The organism is Neorhizobium sp. P12A (assembly GCF_008365395.1).
Taxonomy (GTDB): Bacteria; Pseudomonadota; Alphaproteobacteria; order Rhizobiales; family Rhizobiaceae; genus Rhizobium.
The window spans coordinates 105,263-123,733 of record NZ_QOVX01000009.1; the positions used below are offsets into that span (position 1 = coordinate 105,263).

Genomic DNA, 18,471 nt, shown 5'->3' on the forward strand with positions numbered 1-18,471 from the left:
GGCCTGAAACCTCGGGCCTTCGCTACGTCACGCTTCATGTTCAGCAAAGGTTTCGGCCCATTTTAGCTTCCCGCTACCGGCTACGCGGGCTGGCCTCCAAGTATGGCCTTTGGCTCGAGGTACGCCTCCAGCCCGAAAACACCATACTCTCTGCCGAGACCCGATTGCTTGAACCCGCCAAAGGGAGCAAGCGGCTCATGGGGCGCGCCATTGATCACCACACGTCCTGACTGAATTCGAGCCGCTACCGTTCGAGCATGCTCAGGATTCGAGGATATGACATAGGACTGGAGGCCATAGACGGTATCGTTGGCGATCTCGATCGCCTCCTCCTCGGTGCGATAAGTCAGGACAGCGATGACGGGGCCAAATATCTCTTCTCGCGCAATGGTCATGTCGCTGGTGACGCCTGTGAATACCGTCGGCTTGACGAAGTAGCCACCCGTCACCCCGTCCGGCAGACCCTCGCCGCCGACCAAAAGCTCGGCACCCTCGGCGATACCCGTCGCGATGTAGCGCTCGACGCGCTCGAATTGCTTCCGGCTAACCAGAGGACCGATCGCGGTGCTGGGATCCCTGGGATCGCCGACCTTGATCTTCTCCACCGCCTGCTTGATCAGGGTGTTGAACTCCACGATCCGGTCTTCGGGCACCAGTACACGCGTACCGTTTATGCAAGCCTGACCGCTATTGGCGAAGCCTGCCGAAATCACGTGCGGGATGGCAGCTGCGAGATCCGCATCATCAAGAATAAGCGTCGGCGATTTGCCGCCCAGTTCCAATGTCACGCGCTTCATCGTTTCCGCGCCCGCACGTATGATCGACTTGCCGACCGTCGTTGAACCCGTGAAGGAAATCTTTGCGACATCGGGATTGGCCGTGAATTCGGCGCCGACGACATCCCCGCGACCGGTGACGATATTGAAGCCCCCCGCCGGAAGCCCGGCCCTGTGAAGGCATTCCGTCAGCGCTTGCGTCTGAAGCGCGCTCATCTCGCTTGGCTTGATGACCGCGGTACAGCCAGCCGCTATCGCCATGGAGAGCTTGCTGCAGATGAACCCGTAATTGTTGTTCCATGGCGTAATCAAGCCGACCACGCCCACCGGTTCCATCACAACCTCGGCCGTGCCGATCTGTCGGGCCAGCGGATAGTCCTCCAGTGTCTTCGCGGCATGAAGGAAGGCGTCCGCAGCGTAACGGGCTGTCCAGGCGGCGCGGGCAACCGGCGCACCATATTCCTCGATCGAGATCTCCGCCAGACGCTCGGCATCCGCCAGGACCACATCATGCAGCTGCCGGAGCATGTCGATGCGTTCCTGCTTGGTCGTGCGCGAAGAAGCCGGGAAGGCTTTCTTGGCGGCAGCAATCGCGCGACGCGCGTCTTCCTCGTCCCCCAGCTTCACCTGCGCAATGACCGTGGCGGTAGCGGGGTTGAAGAGATCAAAAAGCTCGCTTCCATGCGGCTCGACGAAGGCGCCGTCGATATAAATCCGGTCGATGACTGGCACTGGCATGTTCTTTCCCTTTCATTTCATCTTCTCGCTGAAGATATAAGCGGATAGAATTGAACCGATAAGAAAGACAAACCGACACAAGTTATCGTGGAAATCGGGACAATGCGGAAATCTGGATTGATCGAACTGGATGCTGTCGTGACCGTCGCGCGCAAAGGCGGTTTCAGGGCAGCAGCCACGGAACTCGGAATGTCGCCGACAGCACTCAGTCATGCGGTGGCGGCATTGGAGTCACGGCTAGGCGTGCGACTGTTCAATCGCACGACGAGAAGCGTGTCTCTCTCGGAAGCAGGCGAACAATTCATCGCCCGGGTCGCTCCAGCTCTTTCCGAAATCCGCGATGCCATGGAAGGCGTCAACACGCATCGCGACACCCCTGCCGGAACACTGAGACTGAACACCACGGTCGGCGCGGCACATCAGATTCTCGTTCCAGTCGTTCTCGAATATATGAAGCGCTATCCCGACATGCGGGTCGACATTGTCACCGATGCTCAATTGATCGACATCGTTATGGAAGGGTTCGACGCCGGCATCCGCACGATCGACGCCGTCCCGGGCGACATGATCGGCGTGCCCTTCGGCCCGCCGCTTCGTTTCGTGGTTGTCGCTTCGCCCGCCTATCTTGCGGCACGTCCGGCTCCTCGAACACCGGGCGACCTCCTGACGCATCGCTGCATTCGCGCCCGCTGGCCGAGCGGCACGATCTACCGCTGGGAGTTCGAGCGGCGTGCCGAGAAGATGACCATCGATGTGCCGGGTGAACTCACCCTGGATGATTCAACCCTAATGCGCGATGCGGCGCTGGCAGGAGCGGGGCTTGCCTATATGTGGGAAGCCGCCGTTGCTGCCGATACTGATGCAGGACGCCTCGTACGAGTGCTTGACGACTGGACCACGTCTTCGCCTGGCTTCTGTCTCTATTACCCAGGACGCCGCAACGTGCCTGCCGGATTGCGCGCCTTCATAAATCTCATCAGAGAAGTCGATCACGCGCGTGCCGCCGATTGACCTCCCAACGCAAAGGCTGCGGGATTCCGGCTATTTCTGTGGGCATCGCTCCTCTCGCGGTAGCCTTCCATGAACAAAAGGCGCTAACGTGTTGAGCACCGTTGCCAAATGACTTGCTGTTCTAGGGGTCTATGACGATGAAAGTGATCTTCGCCGGCCCGACGCTTCATGGGGTCGATGTCTCCGCAGATACCGGCTTTCGGCTGTTGCCGCCGGCTCGACAGGGAGATGTCTATCGAGCGGTGCAGGACGGCGCCAACGTGATCGGGCTTATCGACGGCGTCTACGAATATGTACCGGCCATCTGGCACAAGGAGATCCTGTTCGGGCTTTCAAAGGGCGTCCGCGTCTTTGGCGGAGCCAGCATGGGGGCTCTGCGAGCGGCGGAATGCGCTGCCTTCGGCATGATAGGTCTCGGCCGTATCTATGAAGACTACGCCAGCGGTGCGCTGGAGGACGATGCCGACGTCGCTCAGGCGCACGGTCCGGCCGAGCTTGGCTTCCTGCCGCTCAGCGAACCGCTGGTGAATGTGAGGGCCACCCTTGGCCATTGCCTTGAAAAACAACTCATCTCTGCCGCGGAACACCAGGAATTGCTGGAGACAGCCGCCTCGATCTTCTTCAAGGAAAGAACCTACCGGCGCGTTCTATCCGCATCTGCCGCTATTCCATCCGAGCGGGCGCGTGAACTCGGCACGATCCTCAAGGAGAATGCCGTTGATCAGAAATTGGCGGACGCACTCGTCCTGATCGCCGCTGTCATTGACGCCCCTGACGAACGAGTGAAGCCACCGGCCGACTGGACATTCGAGAAAACCACCCTCTGGGCCGATATCTTTCCCGATTGAGTTCCGGCCCGATCCGATGCTTTCTCCCCGTTGACAAACAACGTGAACCAGCGGAGTGAAGTACCTGTGAAAATTGAATATTCAGATCGGTCCTTCTCACCTGGAGAGACACTGCGACGCGTGAAGCCATGGCTTGCGAGCTATGGGATTACACGGCTGTCCAGGCTCACGACCCTGGACAGTAACGGGATACCCGTCTGGAACGCGGTCACCCCAAACGCGAAGTCGATCGTCATCAATCAAGGGAAAGGCATTACGGATATCGACGCGAAGGTTTCCGCTGCCATGGAAGCTTTGGAACGCGCCGTTGCCTGCGCTCCAGATGTCGAGACCGTCACTGGAAGCTGGAGAGCATTGGCCGAATCTGGACACAATCTCGATCCTCTTCCCGGCCTGGTCGCGATCGGCAAAGACGATGTTGGTCCTCAGGATCAACTTGAATGGGTAAAGGGTGTCGACCTGATTGGCGGCCGAGAGACCTTCGTCCCCCTTGAGGCCGTCACGCTGGATCGGACCCGGTTCGAAAATCGCTTCTGGCAGTCCTCGGACGGACTGGCGTCCGGCAACGCACAAAATGAGGCGACACTTCACGGATTGCTCGAGCGCATCGAGCGGGACGCCTATGTGCTTTGGCAGGTCACTCCGATAGCAAAGGCGCTGGAGCGCAGCATCGACCCCTATTCCTTTGATGATCCCATCATAGAGGGCCTTCTCCAACGACTGGAGCGGACAGGCCTGAGGTTGCGGCTGTTCGACATCACGAGCGATATCGGCATCCCCTGCTACCTGGCATTGCTAGCGCCTACAGACATCTTGGAGCGGAAACAGCCGAGATTTCTCGATGTCACGTATGGAAGCGGTGCGCACCCCAATCCCATCCGTGCCGCCATCCGCGCCATTACAGAGACGGCACAGTCGAGATTGACGTTCATTAGCGGTGCGCGCGACGACATCGATCCCGACAGCTTCAGTCACCCTCTCCCCGAAACAACGCGGCGCAGTCTGGCGGCGAAACCCGGACCGGCTGAGATAAGAGAACCGCCACCTGTTCACGGCGCCGACGCGCTTCTGGACTTAACCCTTGATTGCCTGAAGCAGGCAGGCGTCACCTCGGCAATCGCCGTCCCCTTGACGGCGATGGATCTCCCCTTCTCCGTCGTCAAGGTGCTCGTGCCGCAGCTCGAAAACCCCGATGGCGCGCGCAAGCGCAGGTTTGGAGAAAGGGCGATCTCCCAGCAGCTCAAACTGTTCTGAGCGGATGCGCCGCCGGCGCCAAACGTCAAGCCTTGGCCGAAATAGGTCTTAGCAGCCGGAGCGCGTTCATCGTTACCAATACGGTCGCGCCCGTATCTGCAAGGATGGCAGGCCAGAGCCCGGTTATGCCGGCGATTGTGGTGACCAGGAAGACCGCCTTCAGTCCCAGAGCCATGGTGATGTTCTGGGTGATGTTGCGCATGGTCCGCTTCGAAAGGTCGATCATCTGCGCCACGTCACCCACACGTCCGTGAAGCACGGCTGCATCGGCAGTCTCAAGCGCGACATCCGTGCCGCCCCCCATGGCAATTCCGACGTCGGCTGCGGCCAATGCGGGCGCATCATTGACGCCATCGCCGACCTTGGCAACGACATAGCCTTCTTTCTTCAGTTCTCCCACAATGCGCCGCTTGTCTTCCGGCATCAACTCGGCGCGCACGTCAATATCCAGCGCCGTTGCAATCGCCTGCGCGGTGCGCCTGTTATCGCCAGTCAGCATCACGATCTTGACGCCGGCGTCCTTCAGCACCGCCAAGCCAGCAGCGGCATCTGCCCGCGGCTCGTCGCGCATCGCGATCAGGCCGGAGACGACATCGTTGATCAACAGCATTGATACACTCTTGCCCTCGTCGTTCAGAACCGCGATCTGCCGCTCCATGTCCGCTTCGAAAGCACCGAGCTCACGCGCGGCAGAGGGAGACAGAAGAGAGAGCTTTTCGCCGCCGACCTTGCCGGTGACGCCCTTGCCGGGAATAGCGCTGATCTCGAATGCTGGTGGCACCGGCACTCCATCGCTCTTGGCGCGATCGAGGATCGCGAGCGCGAGCGGATGGCTGGACGCGCCTTCAAGCACGGCAGCGCGGGACAGCACCTGCGCCTCCGTTCGCCCGAAGCCGACGATATCGGTCACTCTCGGCTTGCCCTCGGTGAGCGTCCCCGTCTTGTCGAGCGCCACGGCTGTTATCTTGCCGAGCATCTCCAGAACCGCGCCGCCCTTCAGCAGCAGGCCACGGCGCGCGCCTGACGACAGCGAGGCTGCGATTGCGGCAGGTGTCGAAATGACGAGAGCGCAGGGGCAACCGATCAGAAGGATTGCCAGGCCCTTGTATATCCATTCGTTCCATGAGGAGCCAAAGACGAACGGCGGCAGCACGGCCACCAGCGCCGCGACGACCACGACGCCCGGCGTGTAGTAGCGAGAAAAGCGATCGATGAAGCGCTCGGTCGGTGCCTTGGATTCCTGCGCCTCCTCGACGAGGCGAACGACGCGAGCAATCGTGTTGTCGGCAGCAGCGGCGGTCACGCGTATGCGCAATGCTGCATCTCCGTTGACCGTGCCGGCAAAGATCGCATCATCGACACCCTTGCGCACGGGCGTGCTTTCGCCCGTCACCGGAGCCTCGTCGATGGCGCTTTCACCGGATAGAATGACGCCATCCGCCGAGATGCGATCGCCGGGTCGAACAAGGATGACAGAGCCGACGGCAAGGCTTTCAGCCGGCACTTCGCGCATCTGCCCGTTCTCTTCAAGAAGCGCGCTCGTGGGGACCAGGCTGGTCAGCGATTGAATGCTCGCGCGTGCCTTGCGGGCAGCCACGCCCTCCAGCAATTCGCCGACCAGGAAGAGGAAGACGACGGTGGCGGCCTCCTCGCTCGCATGGATAATGACCGCGCCGACGGCTGCGATCGTCATCAACATCTCGATCGAAAACGGCGTGCCGGCAAGGGCTGCCGCAAAGGCCCGCCGCGCGATCGGGACGAGACCGACCAGCATTGCAACGACAAAAGCATAGGGCGCGACCACCGGAACGAGATGGCCGACGACATAGGCCGCGACCAGCGCCAGCCCTGAAAAAATCGTCAACTGACCCTTCTTGCTCTGCCACCAGGGGCCAGCCATCGGCGCATCATCGTGGCCATGAAGGCCCTCGACTTCTACCGCCGGATGCTGATGGTGCTCATGGGCGTGGTTATGCTCGTGATGGTGACCATGACCTTCGTGATCCCCGTGATCATGATCATGGTGGGCATCGCAGCAAGCGGCATGATCGTCGGTCTCGCCTCTCCCAGCCTCTTGAGCAGTTGTATCAGCCGCCCCGCCGAAAGGAGCAACTGAATAACCGAGACCGGTCACCCGCTTTTCGATCACAGAGAGATCGCTGCCGTCGTGCTTCACAGTCATCGTGCCCGCTACGACGGAAACGGAGACATCCGTGACGCCGGGGACGCGCCGAACCGCGGTGTCGATCTTGGACGCGCAGGCGGCGCAGTCCATGCCGCCAACCCTGTATTTCGTCTGTGCCGCTTCAGCCATGATCCGTTTCCTTGCTAAAGTGAGGCCTCTTTCCTACATCCTCTAGCGACTAGAGCTGCAAGAGGAAAAATCATGAAAAAGATCACGATCGGCGAAGCCGCACGGCAAAGCGGCGTGAAAGTACCGACCATCCGCTACTACGAGGGCATCGGACTGCTTCCCGCCCCCAGCCGCAGCGAGGGCAACCAGCGCTCCTACGAACCTTCCGACCTCGACCGTCTCGCCTTCATCCGCCATGCCCGCGAGCTTGGCTTCGAAGTGGAGTCCATCCGCACGCTTCTGAGCCTACAGGACAATCCGGGCCAATCCTGCTCCTCGGCGGATGCCATTGCCAAGGCAAGGCTCATCGAAGTGGAGCAGCGCATTCGCAGCCTTTTGGCCCTAAAAGCAGAACTCGAAGTCATGGTCGAGGGCTGCGGTCACGGCCGCGTCGACCAGTGCCGGGTCATCGAGGTACTGGCCGACCACGGCAAATGCATGCATCCGCATCACTGACCCTGCATCCCTCACTGACAAAGTCAGAGCCTTGCGCCATCCTCGCCGAAGAGTGACGACAAGGCCGGCTGGAAATAGACCGGCTGCACGCTATTGAGATCCACTGTCTCGTCGGCATCGATGCGGATCGACATCGTCTCCTTGCCGACCTGCCCCCAGACGAGATTGTCCGAACCCATCGGCTCGACGATGGAGAAAGTAGCGGGAAGACTGGAGGTCTTTCCATTCGAAGCGGCAAATTGCATCTGCTCCGGCCGAATTCCAAGCGTTGCCGGTCGGCCCTCGCCCGGACTTGCCGCGAACTCGTAACCGGAAAGATCGATCCTGCGCTCGTCGGGCAATACAAATGTAGGCGAGCCAGCGTGGCTGACGACCCGCCCGGACAGGAAATTCATCGCCGGTGAGCCGACGAAACCGGCAACGAAGCGGTTGACCGGCCGGCGGTAAATCTCCTTGGGCGTTGCGAATTGCTGAACGACACCGCCGCTCATGACGGCGATCCGGTCGGCAAGCGTCAACGCCTCGATCTGGTCATGGGTCACGTAGATCATCGTCGAGCCGAGCTCGGCGTGAAGCCGCTTCAGCTCCACGCGCAGCTCCGTTCGCAGCTTGGCGTCGAGGTTGGACAGCGGCTCATCGAAGAGGAAGACGTCGACATCGCGGACCAGCGCGCGGCCGATCGCAACGCGCTGGCGCTGGCCCCCGGATAGCTCACTGGGACGCCGCTTCCGCAAAGCGCCGATCTGGAGAATCTGCGCTGCCCGGTTGACGCGCGCTTCGATCTGTTCCTTCGCCATGCCGGCAATCCGCAGGCCGAAGGACAGATTGCCTTCGACCGTCATCGTCGGATAGAGCGCATAGGATTGGAACACCATGCCGATGCCGCGATCCTTCGGCTCCTCCCAGGTCACGTTCTTGTCGCCGATCCAGATCTGGCCGTCGCTGACATCGATCAGCCCCGCGACTGCGTTAAGCAAGGTGGACTTGCCGCAACCCGAAGGCCCGAGAAGGACGACAAACTCGCCCGTCTCGATCTCCAGGTTCAGGCTCTTCAGAACATTGAGGCTGCCGAAGTCGATCGCGAGATCACGAATGGAAACATGAGCCATATATTATTCCTTGACCTATTATCCCTTGACCGCACCTGACGTGATGCCACGAACGAACCAGCGCCCTGAGCCGAAATAGACGATGAGCGGGACCAGCGCCGTCAGAATGGTCGCCGCCATATTGACGTTGTAGAGTTTCTCGCCCTGCGTCGAATTGACGATATTGTTGAGCTGCACCGTCATCGGCAGGTTCTCGCGGCCTGCAAAGACCACGCCGAAGAGGAAGTCGTTCCAGATACCTGTCACCTGCAGGATTGCCGCAACCACGAGGATCGGCGCGGACATGGGCAGCATCAGCCGGAAGAAGATCTGCCAAAGACCGGCTCCATCGACGCGCGCCGCCTTGAAAAGCTCAAGCGGCAGGCTGGCATAATAGTTGCGAAAGAGCAGCGTCAGCACCGGCAGGCCGAAGACCGTATGGGTGATGATGATGCAGGGGAGCGTTGAATAGATGCCAATCGCCGCATAAAGCCGCACGAGCGGATAGATGAAGACCTGATAGGGAATGAAAGCGCCGAGCAGCAGGATCGCAAACAGCACGTTTGCGCCGCGCACCCGCCAGAAGGACAACGCGTAGCCGGTAAGCGATGCGATGAAGATCGACAGGATCATGCTCGGGATCAGGATCTTCACCGAATTCCAGAAGCCGACGCGGATGCCGCCGCAATCGAGGCCCGTGCAGGCCGAACTCCAGGCCTGAATCCATGCATCGAGGGAGAAGGCTTGCGGGAAGGAAAAGATGTTGCCCTGGCGGATTTCCGGCATGGACTTCAGCGAGGTCATGATCATCACGTAGAGCGGCAGCAGGAAAAAGATCGCCGCCATGACGAGGAAGACATAGAGGCCGATGCGCCCGGGCGACAGATGCTGGGGCTTGCGCCCGGTCGGGCCAGACATGACAGGCTTAACGGAATCAACCACAGCCATCAGTTTGATCCTCTCGGCTTTTCGCGGAAATATTCGTAGTAGAGCCAGGGCGTGACCAGGATCACGACGACGACGAACATGAAGCTCGATGCCGAGGTCGCGAGGCCGATATTGGCGCGGCCGAAGAGATAGTCCATGATGAACTTGCCAGGTACTTCGGTCGATATCCCAGGCCCGCCACCCGTCGTGGAGAGCACGAGTTCGTAGACCCTCACGACAGCGATCGCCAGCAGCACGCTGGCCGTAATGATCGTCGGTCGCAGGATCGGGATAACGATGTGGAGATAGACGCGCCAGGTCGGAATGCCGTCGATGCGCGACGCCTTCCATATCTCGTTGTCGACGCCGCGCAGGCCCGACAGCATGATCGCCATGACGAGGCCCGAGGACTGCCAGACACCGGCAAGGACGACGACATAAATCGCGAGATCGCTTCGCACGATCCAATCGAAATGGATCCAGGTGATGCCCCACATTTCAGCCGTGCGTTGGATGCCGAGCGTCGGGTTCATGATCCACTGCCACACCAAGCCGGTCACGATAAAGGACATGGCGAAGGGATAGAGAAAGATCGTCCGGAAGGTGTTTTCGAAGCGGACTTTCTGATCGAGCGCCACGGCTAGCAAGAAGCCGAGGATAAGACAGCCCGCAATGAAGAGGACGCCGAAGATGATGAGGTTTTCGAGCGATACTATCCAGCGGGCCGTGTTGAACAGCCGGTCGTACTGGCGCCATCCGATGAAGCTATTGACGGGCAGCAGCTTCGAGTCCGTGAAGGATATCCAGATATTCCAGACAACCGTCACGACATAGGCGAGCAGCACGATCACGAAAGCCGGAAAAAGAGCGACATAGGCAGAAAGCTGCCGCTTGCGCATGGACTTCATGGTTTCGATTCCTCCTCCACATCACGAAAGTCGGCGGCAGGTTGGCCTGCCGCCGCATGGATGTCGGATCGGGTTATTTCGCCTGTGCCACGATCTGGTTCCACTGATCGGAAAACTGATCGGCGGTCATGCTCGGGGTCGTCCAATACTGGGCTATAAGGTCGCCGACGGACTGGACAATGTCTTGAGGCGTCAGAACGTCGGGCGCCAGGATCTGGCGGCTCGGATCCTTCAGTGCCGTCAGGCCCTTCTGGGCGCAGGCATCAAGCTTCGACGTATCGACGTCGAGACGAACCGGCACGGAGCCCTTTTTCGAGTTGAAGGCAAGCTGGCCTTCCTTCGACATGATCACCGTTGCAAGCAGGGTCTGGGCGTCGGTTGCCTCGGCATTCTTCAGGACCGGGAAGACGAAGATATCGCCGCCCATCATGAAGTTGGATTCGCCCGGTCCGAGAATGCAGCCGAAGTCCTTGTCGGCAACCATGTTGGCATGGATGAACTCGCCCTTGGCCCAGTCACCCATGAACTGGATGCCGGCCTTGCCGTCGATCAGCATGCCGGTTGCTACGTTCCAGTCGCGGTTCGGGCTGCCGGGGTCCTGATAGTTACGCAGCTTGGCGAAGATTTCGGCCACATGCTTGAACTTGTCGGACTTGACCGCATCCGGAGAGAGATCCTTCCAGACCTGCGAGTAAAGGTCCTTGCCGCCTTCGCCGAGCAAGATGGCGTTGAACATGGACTGCAGCTGCCAGGGCTGACCGCCGACGGCGATGGGGATCAGGCCGGCGGCCTTGATCTTGTCGAGAGCCGCAAACATTTCATCCCAGGTCTTCGGCTCGTCGGTTACGCCGGCCTTCTGGAAGACGGCCTTCGAATAAAACAGCCAGTTCTGGCCGTGGTCGTTGATCGGGGCGCCGTAGATGTGACCCTTGTATTGGATCGCCTCATAGAATGCAGGTGTGAGAGCAGCTTTCCAGTTCTGTTGCTGTGCAAGGTCGTCAAGCGGACGAAGCAGGCCCTGCTCGGCAAGATCGTTCATCTGCGTGCCCGTGTTGAACTGCATGGCGGTCGGCGGATTGCCGCCGATGATGCGGTTGATGCCGATCGGGCGTGCCGTCGAGCCGGAACCGGCAATTGCTGTATCTACCCATTCGCCGCCTGAGGCATTGAAGGCATTCGCAAGTTCGCGCACGGCAGCGGATTCGCCACCTGAAGTCCACCAGTGAAGCACTTCGGCCTTCTTTCCGGCCGCGTCGGCACCGGTGATGCCAACAGTGATCAACGCCGTGGCACCGACCAACGCCATAAGTAATTTACGCATGTTGCTCCTCCTCTTGACGACGTCTCCCCGACGCCTGGTTCCAGCTCCCCACGCCGTCTCGGCGTTGAAAGCCAAGCTATGCCTCCCTGATCGCTTCGGGCCTCCTCTCCCGGCGGGCGGCCGGGCTGATGCGTCCTCTTCGCATCGCCCGCCCGTCACGCATGCAGTCTGGGAGGACTGCTAACTGACAATCTATTCAGATTTCTACCTTAAGTGAAATGCCCTTCTTTAATTTGTTGTGGGATCGGGTCCGGCCGACCGCAACTGCTATGGATTGCTACGACCTTGCGCGACTGGGCGGAGCGTTCGAAAGCGGTCATCACCTCAAGCGCATGGAATGCCAGCTCTGACGATACGCGATGCTGGCGGTCGGCGCGAAGGGAATCGACCATTTCGGCTGCGCCAAGACCGCGCAGGCCGAGATGGCCTGGCACGCCTTCCGTGTAGGGATGATCGACCGGGATCTCCTCCCAGGCTTCGGCGCCGTCGCGGAAGATTTCCACCTTGCCGCTAAAATTATTCGGATCCGGGGTCACCATCGAGCCTTCCGAGCCGTAAATCTCGATCTGATTATGCTTGTGTTTTATGACATCGAAACTGGTGGCGATGGTAATCGTGGCGCCGCTGTGGAATTCCATCACGCCCGTCAAATGCGTAGGAACCAGTACCTTGATGGTCTCGCCGCGTCGCGGATCGGTCTTCACCTTGCGCTCGATGCGCGTGATCTTGGCCGCGCCGAAGACCTCCTTCACTGGCCCGAGCAGGGCAATCAGATTGGTCACATAGTAAGGTCCGACATCGAGCATCGGGCCACCGCCGCGGCCATAGAAGAAGGCCGGGTTCGGGTGCCAATGCTCATGGCCGGGCAGAAGCAGCATCGCCGTGCCTGAAATCGCCTTGCCGATCCGGCCCTCATCCAGCAGGCGGCGCGTCAGCTGATGTCCGCCGCCGAGGAAGGTGTCGGGCGCGCAGCCGAGGCGCAAGTCGCCGGCGCGGGCAATCGCCATCAGCTCTTCGGCCTCCGCCATGCTGACGCCGAGCGGCTTTTCGCAATAGACATGCTTGCCCGCAAGCAGCGCTTTCTTGCAGATCGGGTAATGGGCGGTCGGCGTCGTCAAGTTGATCACCAGACCAATCTCGGGATCGGCAAGCATGGTATCGAGCGACACGGATTCCAGGCCGAACTGCTCGGCCAATTTTCGGGCCGGTTCCTCATACATGTCATAGACCGACTTCACGCGGATGAAATCAAACATGTGCAGGGTCGCGACATAGGTGGCGCTGATATTGCCGGCGCCGACGATACCGACCTTCATTTGCGAATTGCTGGTCATTGTTCTGTCCTCAAGAAATCTTGATATCAAGCTCGGCGGCGGCAGCGCGCAGATAGTCCATGCCTCGGCGCATCTCGTCATCGAATTCAGGCGTGGCTGGGCGGAAATGCGTCCAGTGAGACGCGCCCGGTGCGTCCTCCAGCTCGAGCGTGATCGGCCCCGAATAGCCAATCGTCCGCAAGGCCGCGAAAATCGCCTTCCAGTCGATCTTGCCTCGACCCGGCCGCCAATGGGCGTTGGTATGGCCTTCGTTATCCGAGAAATGCGTGTTGAATATCCGGTTGCCCAGCGAAAGCACGACATAATGCGGCATGTCGCCGGCCGGGAAGAGATGGCTCGGGTCGAAATTCATGCCGAGATTTGCGGCGCCGGTCCGCTCAATCAGCCGCAGCATGCCCTGACCTGAGCTGACCCAGCGATAAGGATGCGGCTCGATCGCAACCCTGAGACCGGCCTTTGCCGCAATCTCGCATGCCTGGGCAAAGCCATCGACGACTGCATCATATTCAGCCGTCCAGTTCCATTCCGGCTCGACCCGCGCACTCCACTCCTGCGAAATCGGCCGCTGAAGGATCGGCTTTACGTCCGACTGGAAGGGATAGGGCGTCATGCTGGTCACGATCGGTGCGCCGATTTCGGCCACCACATCGACACCTCGCCGGAAACCATCGAGATCGACAGTCGAGGTGGGCGCCCCCTCCTTGTAGCTGAACGGCAGATTGTAGAAGAAATTGGTGAGCGTCAGCCCCTCGCCTTCCGCGATCGCCTTCAGTTCCCGAATCTTCTCCGAGGTGTAGTAGCCGAGCATGTCGACGGACCAGGCCGTCAGCTCGAAGCCCTTGCAGCCTGTTCGCGCAAGCCGCTTTAGCGGCTCCTCAAACGGCGGGTTCCAGTTGAAGGTCCAGATTGGGGACCCGAAAAAAAGCGAGCTGCCGCCCACGTCATCCTCCCATGAAAGGAGCCCCGACTTGGACTCCATCGTCCCCGCTAAACTGCAAAAAGGCGCTCCAACCCGCCAATTTGCAATTTGTAACGTTACGAATGATCGATATTGCCGAAACTGTCAAGACTGATGCACGTACCGCATCGAATGGAACGAAAGTAGGAGCGACGCGAAATGGTAACGTTATGGATAGCTTTTACTCAGCCGATTTCTCGTGGGAACCTTGGTATCGCCGACAGGGGATCAAGGACGGAGAGACTGGCTGCCATGATCAACAAATTCGGCCTGGACCAGCTCGCTAAGCTTCGAAAAATCCTCACCTGCCATCGATCGATGCAGGAGCGATGCCAGCCGCTCGCCGATGAGGTAATTGGAGTAATAGTAGGAGCTGAGCGGCGGATTGAAGAAATCATGAAGCGTCGTGCCGCCATAGGTGACCAGCGCGAAATCGCGGCCCGCTTGGCGGCCCTTCATCCGCAATCCGGCCAGAAAGCCGAGTGCAGCCTCTTCGCTGGCGACAAAGGCGCCGGTTGCGTCAGGATGCCAGGAAGCAATGTTCTTCGCGATCTCCTGCCCACTGTTCGGCGTGGTCGCCGCAAAATGGATGAGTGTATCGGGGACGCTGAGATTGCGCGCGGTGAATGTCTTCGTCCAACCCTTTACGAATTGCAGGCTATAGGTGAACTGGCTCGACGGCGCGATCAGCAAGGGCGCGTCGTGACCGGCATCCAGCAGCAACCGCGCTGCTTCGGCCCCGATGGTTTCGTGATCCAGATCGACACTTGGATGTTTGCTCAGAAGTTCGGTTCGCCCGAATGTGACAAAAGGCATCCCCACTTCGAGAAGATATTTGACGCGATCATCCTGCGGACGGGTATGGGTGATGATAACGCCATCCACCGACCCCTCCTCGACAAGATCGCGTACCGTTGCCAGCGGGTCATCCGCCTGTAGTTGCGGAACGACCGTCGTCCTGTAGCCGAGGCCCTTCATGCTGCGCGACACGCCTTCGACCACTGAAGCGACAACGATGTTCATCTCGCCCTGCCGCTCGAAGGGTAGCACGATGCCAATCGCATGCGTCTTGCCGGTCCTGAGATTGAGGCCGCCGAGATTGGGCCGGTAGCCAAGCTCTCCCGCAACCTTCTTGACCAGCTCGATTGTCTCGCGGTTGACCTCCGGTCCCTCCTTCAGCGCACGGCTGACCGTTGTGACCGAAAGACCAAGGGTGGTCGCAACCGTTCGCAGCGTCACGCGCTGGCCTACATCCCGCCGCAACTTGCGCCCAATCATCGATCCCTGCGGTTTAGGCACGTCCGTCTGCTCCCCCTGTGTCTCCCGGGCGACAATGCGCCTCGGGAATTCCACACGCAAGCGTGATGCCGCCCATTATTCTCATCAACCATCGGCAACATATTGCAAATAGTCAGAACAGGATCGACGCTGGGGTCAAAGCCGCTCGATGGCTTTCAGAATATCGCCGCTGGCCCGCGTGCGATGACCTTCCGCGACGGCGCGGGCGCCGGTCGCATCCCCTGCCCTGATTGCCGACAGCAGCTGTCGATGTTCCTGGACGGACACGTTCGACGCAGGCTGGAAAGGAAGGGTCAACATCCGGGCGGGCTGCGCTTGATCAATCATTGTCGACGCGACTCGCGCCAGCCGGGCATTGCCGCACTCGCCTACCAGCAGTCGATGAAATTGATCATCGGCTCTTGCCCATCCACGCAGATCTCCGGCCTTTAGCGCACGATCCATCTCGTTCGTTGCTTCCTCCATCAAGCGCACCGATCGCTCAGAGCGCTCCGGATGCTGCGACAAGAGCACAGCAGCCATGCCCTCCATTGCAACCAAAAGCTGATAGACTTCAACCATGTCGGCCGTGGAAATCGGCAGGACCTGAACGCCACGACGCGGCAGGACACGGACCAGACCCTCGTGCTGCAAACGGATGATTGCCTCATGTACCGGGGTTCGGCTCATGCCCAGCTGCTCGGCAATACGCTGTTCGACCGCCTGATAACCAGCCGGCAGCGTGCCATCAAGAACACTTGCCTTCAGTGCACGATAGGCATCATCGACCAGGGAATCTTTCCGCTGCGCCTGCGTCAGCGGATCGTGCGGATAGACGCGAGCAGCTCCCGACCTGGATTGCGGGGAAGCCGGAACGACAGGATCTGACATCACCAACCTAGTCCTGAAGCCGAATGTTGGAACGATGAGGGGCGCCCAAATTCATCCTTTGTGTATACCAGATCACATTTCACCGTACAAGCAGAACCCCTGAAGCCACGATGGCGGCCAGCCACCCTCCTCGCTCGCATTGAAGAACGGAAACCGCCCAGGTAATTGGAGACTAAGGAAGCAGGCATGACTTCCAAATGGCCGGCTACGGAGATTCAGTTCTGGTCCCGACACTTATCATTTCGAGATAGGAAGTCGCTCCCCGGCTCTCACCGCGCCTTTCAGTCGATTGCCTGATGGCGCTAGTGGGCAGACATAGCGGGGCGAATAGGCGCACGAAGGAAAATAAGAGAAGTTGAAATCGAGCACCAGCGTGCCATCTGGGCCGACAATTCCGAGATCCGCTCCCTTGATGGTGTCGAGGAGATATCGGCCACCGCCGTACGTCTCGGTCCCGGAGGTCGCGTCGGCAAACGGCAGGAACACGCCGCCGCCGTACCCCTCGATCCAGTAAAGGGTCAATTCGCCGCCCAATCTGGCCTCCAGCCCGCTTGTACGGGCGAACGTATGCATCGACAGGTCACCATCCAGCCCGGTTGCGACGGTTATCTGCTCCGACGCTACCGGGGCAAGCTGTACCGTCAGGCGCAATGAGGGATCATAGGGAAACGTCGTCGGTCCTTCAAACGTCATACGGTCCGCCGGTTCAATTGGCGACTGCGGATGGTCGCGAAACATGGTCGAACGGGTGTCGCGCCAAAGCTGCCAGGCAGCAGCCGCATCTTTGCTGGTACGTATCTCGTAATAGAGATTTGCGATCTTCTCGCGCCATTCCCACAGTTGTATAGTTTCGTTCAAATCAGCCCCTCCATGTCGGAGATCACGTCGTTCGTTCATCGAAACGCTCGCTCAACCATCTCGGCGCAATCGGTTACTCGCCGGATTTGCTGTGCCAATGTTTGCGACACACATTTGGGTGTCATATCAACGAGGACAAGACCACCACTAAAAAAGCTGGGGCAATCTTTCAACGCGATCCATTGGCTGGCTTTGTTGAACCCATCCTGTTTTGCCCGCTCCATGAAATCCATGAACTCAGAGCTACTTGCCGAAGCTCTGGCCTGGCGCTGCAAATTGGAACTTTCAAAGTGGCTAAAAATCAGAAGCCTTGATTTGCCGCGGCGCTAGAGGTCGGTTTTGGAAGATTCAGTTCAGCACCGCCGCAGATCGAGGCGGCAATCTCCTTGGCTTCCTTTCCGATCTGTCGCAAAAGTCCCGTCGATACGACGTCGAAGCCGCAGAAATATAATCCGTCGCCGTTGGGTTGAAGCTGCCCACGCGGCGGACCGGCGGCGTCGCCAAATCGCTGCCGGACATCAGGCAATATCTCGCGGAGCGCAGGACGATAACCCGTCGCCATCACGATGGCGTCAAAGACATCGCGCCGACCGTCAGCAAACCGAACCTGCCGCTCGTCGGAGTCTGAAATGCCGCCGAACACATGGATATCGCCTGATCTGATCCGTTCGATCGTGCCAACGTTGATCAATGGGGTCTGCCCTTTCTCTTTGATTGTTGTCAAGGGACCCTTGCGCGCCAATTCAAGACCGAGTTTGGCGGCATCCCGGAAGCGCAATCGTAAGATCGGAGCGTTAACGAAGTCGACGAAACGATGGGGAAAGAATTGCTGGGCAATCGCTATGCTGGCGGTGGGCAATCCCAATATCTCGAGCGGAACGATATTGACCGGCCCGCGCACTGACAGTCCCACGTAGAGGCCCGCTTCAGCGCATTCCAGCGCAATGTCACCCGCGGAATTTCCAAAGCCGACGACAAGGACCCGCTTTGCACCGAGGTCCACGGCATTTCTAAATTCGGAGGAATGAAGGAGCTTTCCTGCGAACCGCTCCTGCCCCGGCCAGGATGGCCGCACGGGCACGTTCGAGAGACCGGTCGCCACAATGACATTCATTGCCTCGAAGCGTCCGGCAAGGCTGTCAACGATCCAACCCCCGTTCCTCTGAATTGCCGTAACCGCCGCACCGTAGGTTATTCTTGTTTCATTGGCCCGCGCGTAGTTCTCGAGATACTCGATCACCTGAAGCCGCGAGGGATATTTCGGGAAGCTGCGCGGCATGGGCCGCCCTGGAAGACCGGAATGTCTCCTGTGGGTGTGGAGATGCAGCAGATCGTAGTGTCGATGCCAGGATGCAGCCAGGGTTTCGGCTTTTTCGAGTATCAGCGAGGAATGGCCACGTGTGCGAAGCGCTGCTGCGCATGCCAATCCGGCAGGGCCGGCACCGACAATGATCGTCTCGGAATCCGTCACT

The 18,471-nt window shown here is 59.6% G+C and carries 16 protein-coding genes; 4 read left to right on the forward strand and 12 right to left on the reverse strand.

Going from position 1 to position 18,471, the window contains the following annotated elements; all coding sequences use genetic code 11:
- Nucleotides 1–80: 80 nt before the first annotated feature.
- Nucleotides 81–1,508, reverse strand: coding sequence for an aldehyde dehydrogenase family protein (locus DTW90_RS22960; protein WP_149341307.1), 1,428 nt, complete (start codon nucleotides 1,506–1,508; stop codon nucleotides 81–83).
- A gap of 108 nt (nucleotides 1,509–1,616) precedes the next feature.
- On the opposite strand from DTW90_RS22960, the gene DTW90_RS22965 reads away from it, so the two are divergent.
- From DTW90_RS22965 to DTW90_RS22975, 3 genes are all read left to right on the forward strand, one after another.
- Nucleotides 1,617–2,525 (forward strand): LysR family transcriptional regulator, encoded by a 909-nt coding sequence (locus DTW90_RS22965; RefSeq protein WP_132526254.1) that lies wholly within the window; start codon nucleotides 1,617–1,619, stop codon nucleotides 2,523–2,525.
- A 137-nt stretch (nucleotides 2,526–2,662) separates the two neighbouring features.
- A complete protein-coding gene (locus DTW90_RS22970) occupies nucleotides 2,663–3,373 on the forward strand; it encodes a TfuA-like protein (protein WP_132526256.1) in 711 nt (236 codons plus the stop codon).
- Between the two features lie 66 nt (nucleotides 3,374–3,439).
- Nucleotides 3,440–4,627, forward strand: a complete 1,188-nt coding sequence (locus DTW90_RS22975) for a YcaO-like family protein (RefSeq protein ID WP_149341222.1) — start codon at nucleotides 3,440–3,442, stop codon at nucleotides 4,625–4,627.
- A gap of 25 nt (nucleotides 4,628–4,652) precedes the next feature.
- Here DTW90_RS22975 and DTW90_RS22980 read toward each other — a convergent pair whose 3' ends face one another.
- A complete protein-coding gene (locus DTW90_RS22980; RefSeq protein WP_149341224.1) occupies nucleotides 4,653–6,941 on the reverse strand; it encodes a heavy metal translocating P-type ATPase in 2,289 nt (762 codons plus the stop codon).
- 72 nt (nucleotides 6,942–7,013) lie between these two features.
- On the opposite strand from DTW90_RS22980, the gene DTW90_RS22985 reads away from it, so the two are divergent.
- Entirely contained in the window at nucleotides 7,014–7,436 is a 423-nt protein-coding gene (locus DTW90_RS22985) for a helix-turn-helix domain-containing protein (RefSeq protein WP_132526262.1), read from the forward strand.
- Nucleotides 7,437–7,459: 23 nt separating this feature from the next.
- Here the strand turns inward: DTW90_RS22985 and DTW90_RS22990 are convergent, their stop codons facing one another.
- The 10 genes from DTW90_RS22990 to DTW90_RS23035 all read right to left on the reverse strand — a co-directional run bounded on the left by DTW90_RS22990 (nucleotide 7,460) and on the right by DTW90_RS23035 (nucleotide 18,470).
- Nucleotides 7,460–8,545 (reverse strand): ATP-binding cassette domain-containing protein, encoded by a 1,086-nt coding sequence (locus DTW90_RS22990; RefSeq protein ID WP_149341226.1) that lies wholly within the window; start codon nucleotides 8,543–8,545, stop codon nucleotides 7,460–7,462.
- Between the two features lie 18 nt (nucleotides 8,546–8,563).
- Nucleotides 8,564–9,442 (reverse strand): carbohydrate ABC transporter permease, encoded by an 879-nt coding sequence (locus DTW90_RS22995; RefSeq protein ID WP_132526464.1) that lies wholly within the window; start codon nucleotides 9,440–9,442, stop codon nucleotides 8,564–8,566.
- Between the two features lie 29 nt (nucleotides 9,443–9,471).
- Nucleotides 9,472–10,359 carry a sugar ABC transporter permease gene (locus DTW90_RS23000; RefSeq protein ID WP_132526266.1) on the reverse strand — a complete coding sequence of 296 codons (888 nt, stop codon included), beginning with the start codon at nucleotides 10,357–10,359 and terminating at the stop codon, nucleotides 9,472–9,474.
- Nucleotides 10,360–10,432: 73 nt separating this feature from the next.
- Nucleotides 10,433–11,680 (reverse strand): ABC transporter substrate-binding protein, encoded by a 1,248-nt coding sequence (locus DTW90_RS23005; protein WP_246665016.1) that lies wholly within the window; start codon nucleotides 11,678–11,680, stop codon nucleotides 10,433–10,435.
- A 209-nt stretch (nucleotides 11,681–11,889) separates the two neighbouring features.
- Nucleotides 11,890–13,014: a Gfo/Idh/MocA family oxidoreductase gene (locus tag DTW90_RS23010; RefSeq protein WP_149341228.1), complete on the reverse strand. Its 1,125-nt coding sequence runs from the start codon at nucleotides 13,012–13,014 to the stop codon at nucleotides 11,890–11,892.
- Between the two features lie 10 nt (nucleotides 13,015–13,024).
- A complete protein-coding gene (locus DTW90_RS23015; protein WP_188080023.1) occupies nucleotides 13,025–13,954 on the reverse strand; it encodes a sugar phosphate isomerase/epimerase family protein in 930 nt (309 codons plus the stop codon).
- Between the two features lie 246 nt (nucleotides 13,955–14,200).
- On the reverse strand, nucleotides 14,201–15,271 hold the full coding sequence (locus tag DTW90_RS23020; protein WP_132526272.1) for a substrate-binding domain-containing protein: 1,071 nt from the start codon (nucleotides 15,269–15,271) through the stop codon (nucleotides 14,201–14,203).
- 135 nt (nucleotides 15,272–15,406) lie between these two features.
- Nucleotides 15,407–16,141: a GntR family transcriptional regulator gene (locus tag DTW90_RS23025; protein WP_149341310.1), complete on the reverse strand. Its 735-nt coding sequence runs from the start codon at nucleotides 16,139–16,141 to the stop codon at nucleotides 15,407–15,409.
- A gap of 237 nt (nucleotides 16,142–16,378) precedes the next feature.
- The gene (locus tag DTW90_RS23030) at nucleotides 16,379–17,038 is read right to left on the reverse strand and encodes a DUF1684 domain-containing protein (RefSeq protein WP_132526274.1); all 660 of its coding nucleotides are present in this window, start codon (nucleotides 17,036–17,038) and stop codon (nucleotides 16,379–16,381) included.
- Nucleotides 17,039–17,300: 262 nt separating this feature from the next.
- Complete coding sequence (locus tag DTW90_RS23035) at nucleotides 17,301–18,470, reverse strand: NAD(P)/FAD-dependent oxidoreductase (protein ID WP_149341231.1); 1,170 nt, start codon at nucleotides 18,468–18,470, stop codon at nucleotides 17,301–17,303.
- Nucleotide 18,471: the final 1 nt, after the last annotated feature.

What these genes read in the sequence shown, in the direction of transcription:
- DTW90_RS23005 (WP_246665016.1), bottom strand. Translation starts at nt 11,680, where the DNA reads ATGCGTAAATTACTTATGGCGTTGGTCGGTGCCACGGCGTTGATCACT.
- DTW90_RS22990 (WP_149341226.1), bottom strand. Translation starts at nt 8,545, where the DNA reads ATGGCTCATGTTTCCATTCGTGATCTCGCGATCGACTTCGGCAGCCTC.
- DTW90_RS23030 (WP_132526274.1), bottom strand. Translation starts at nt 17,038, where the DNA reads ATGAACGAACGACGTGATCTCCGACATGGAGGGGCTGATTTGAACGAA.
- DTW90_RS22965 (WP_132526254.1), top strand. Translation starts at nt 1,617, where the DNA reads ATGCGGAAATCTGGATTGATCGAACTGGATGCTGTCGTGACCGTCGCG.
- DTW90_RS23000 (WP_132526266.1), bottom strand. Translation starts at nt 10,359, where the DNA reads ATGAAGTCCATGCGCAAGCGGCAGCTTTCTGCCTATGTCGCTCTTTTT.
- DTW90_RS23025 (WP_149341310.1), bottom strand. Translation starts at nt 16,141, where the DNA reads ATGTCAGATCCTGTCGTTCCGGCTTCCCCGCAATCCAGGTCGGGAGCT.
- DTW90_RS22995 (WP_132526464.1), bottom strand. Translation starts at nt 9,442, where the DNA reads ATGTCTGGCCCGACCGGGCGCAAGCCCCAGCATCTGTCGCCCGGGCGC.
- DTW90_RS22985 (WP_132526262.1), top strand. Translation starts at nt 7,014, where the DNA reads ATGAAAAAGATCACGATCGGCGAAGCCGCACGGCAAAGCGGCGTGAAA.
- DTW90_RS22970 (WP_132526256.1), top strand. Translation starts at nt 2,663, where the DNA reads ATGAAAGTGATCTTCGCCGGCCCGACGCTTCATGGGGTCGATGTCTCC.
- DTW90_RS22980 (WP_149341224.1), bottom strand. Translation starts at nt 6,941, where the DNA reads ATGGCTGAAGCGGCACAGACGAAATACAGGGTTGGCGGCATGGACTGC.
- DTW90_RS23010 (WP_149341228.1), bottom strand. Translation starts at nt 13,014, where the DNA reads ATGACCAGCAATTCGCAAATGAAGGTCGGTATCGTCGGCGCCGGCAAT.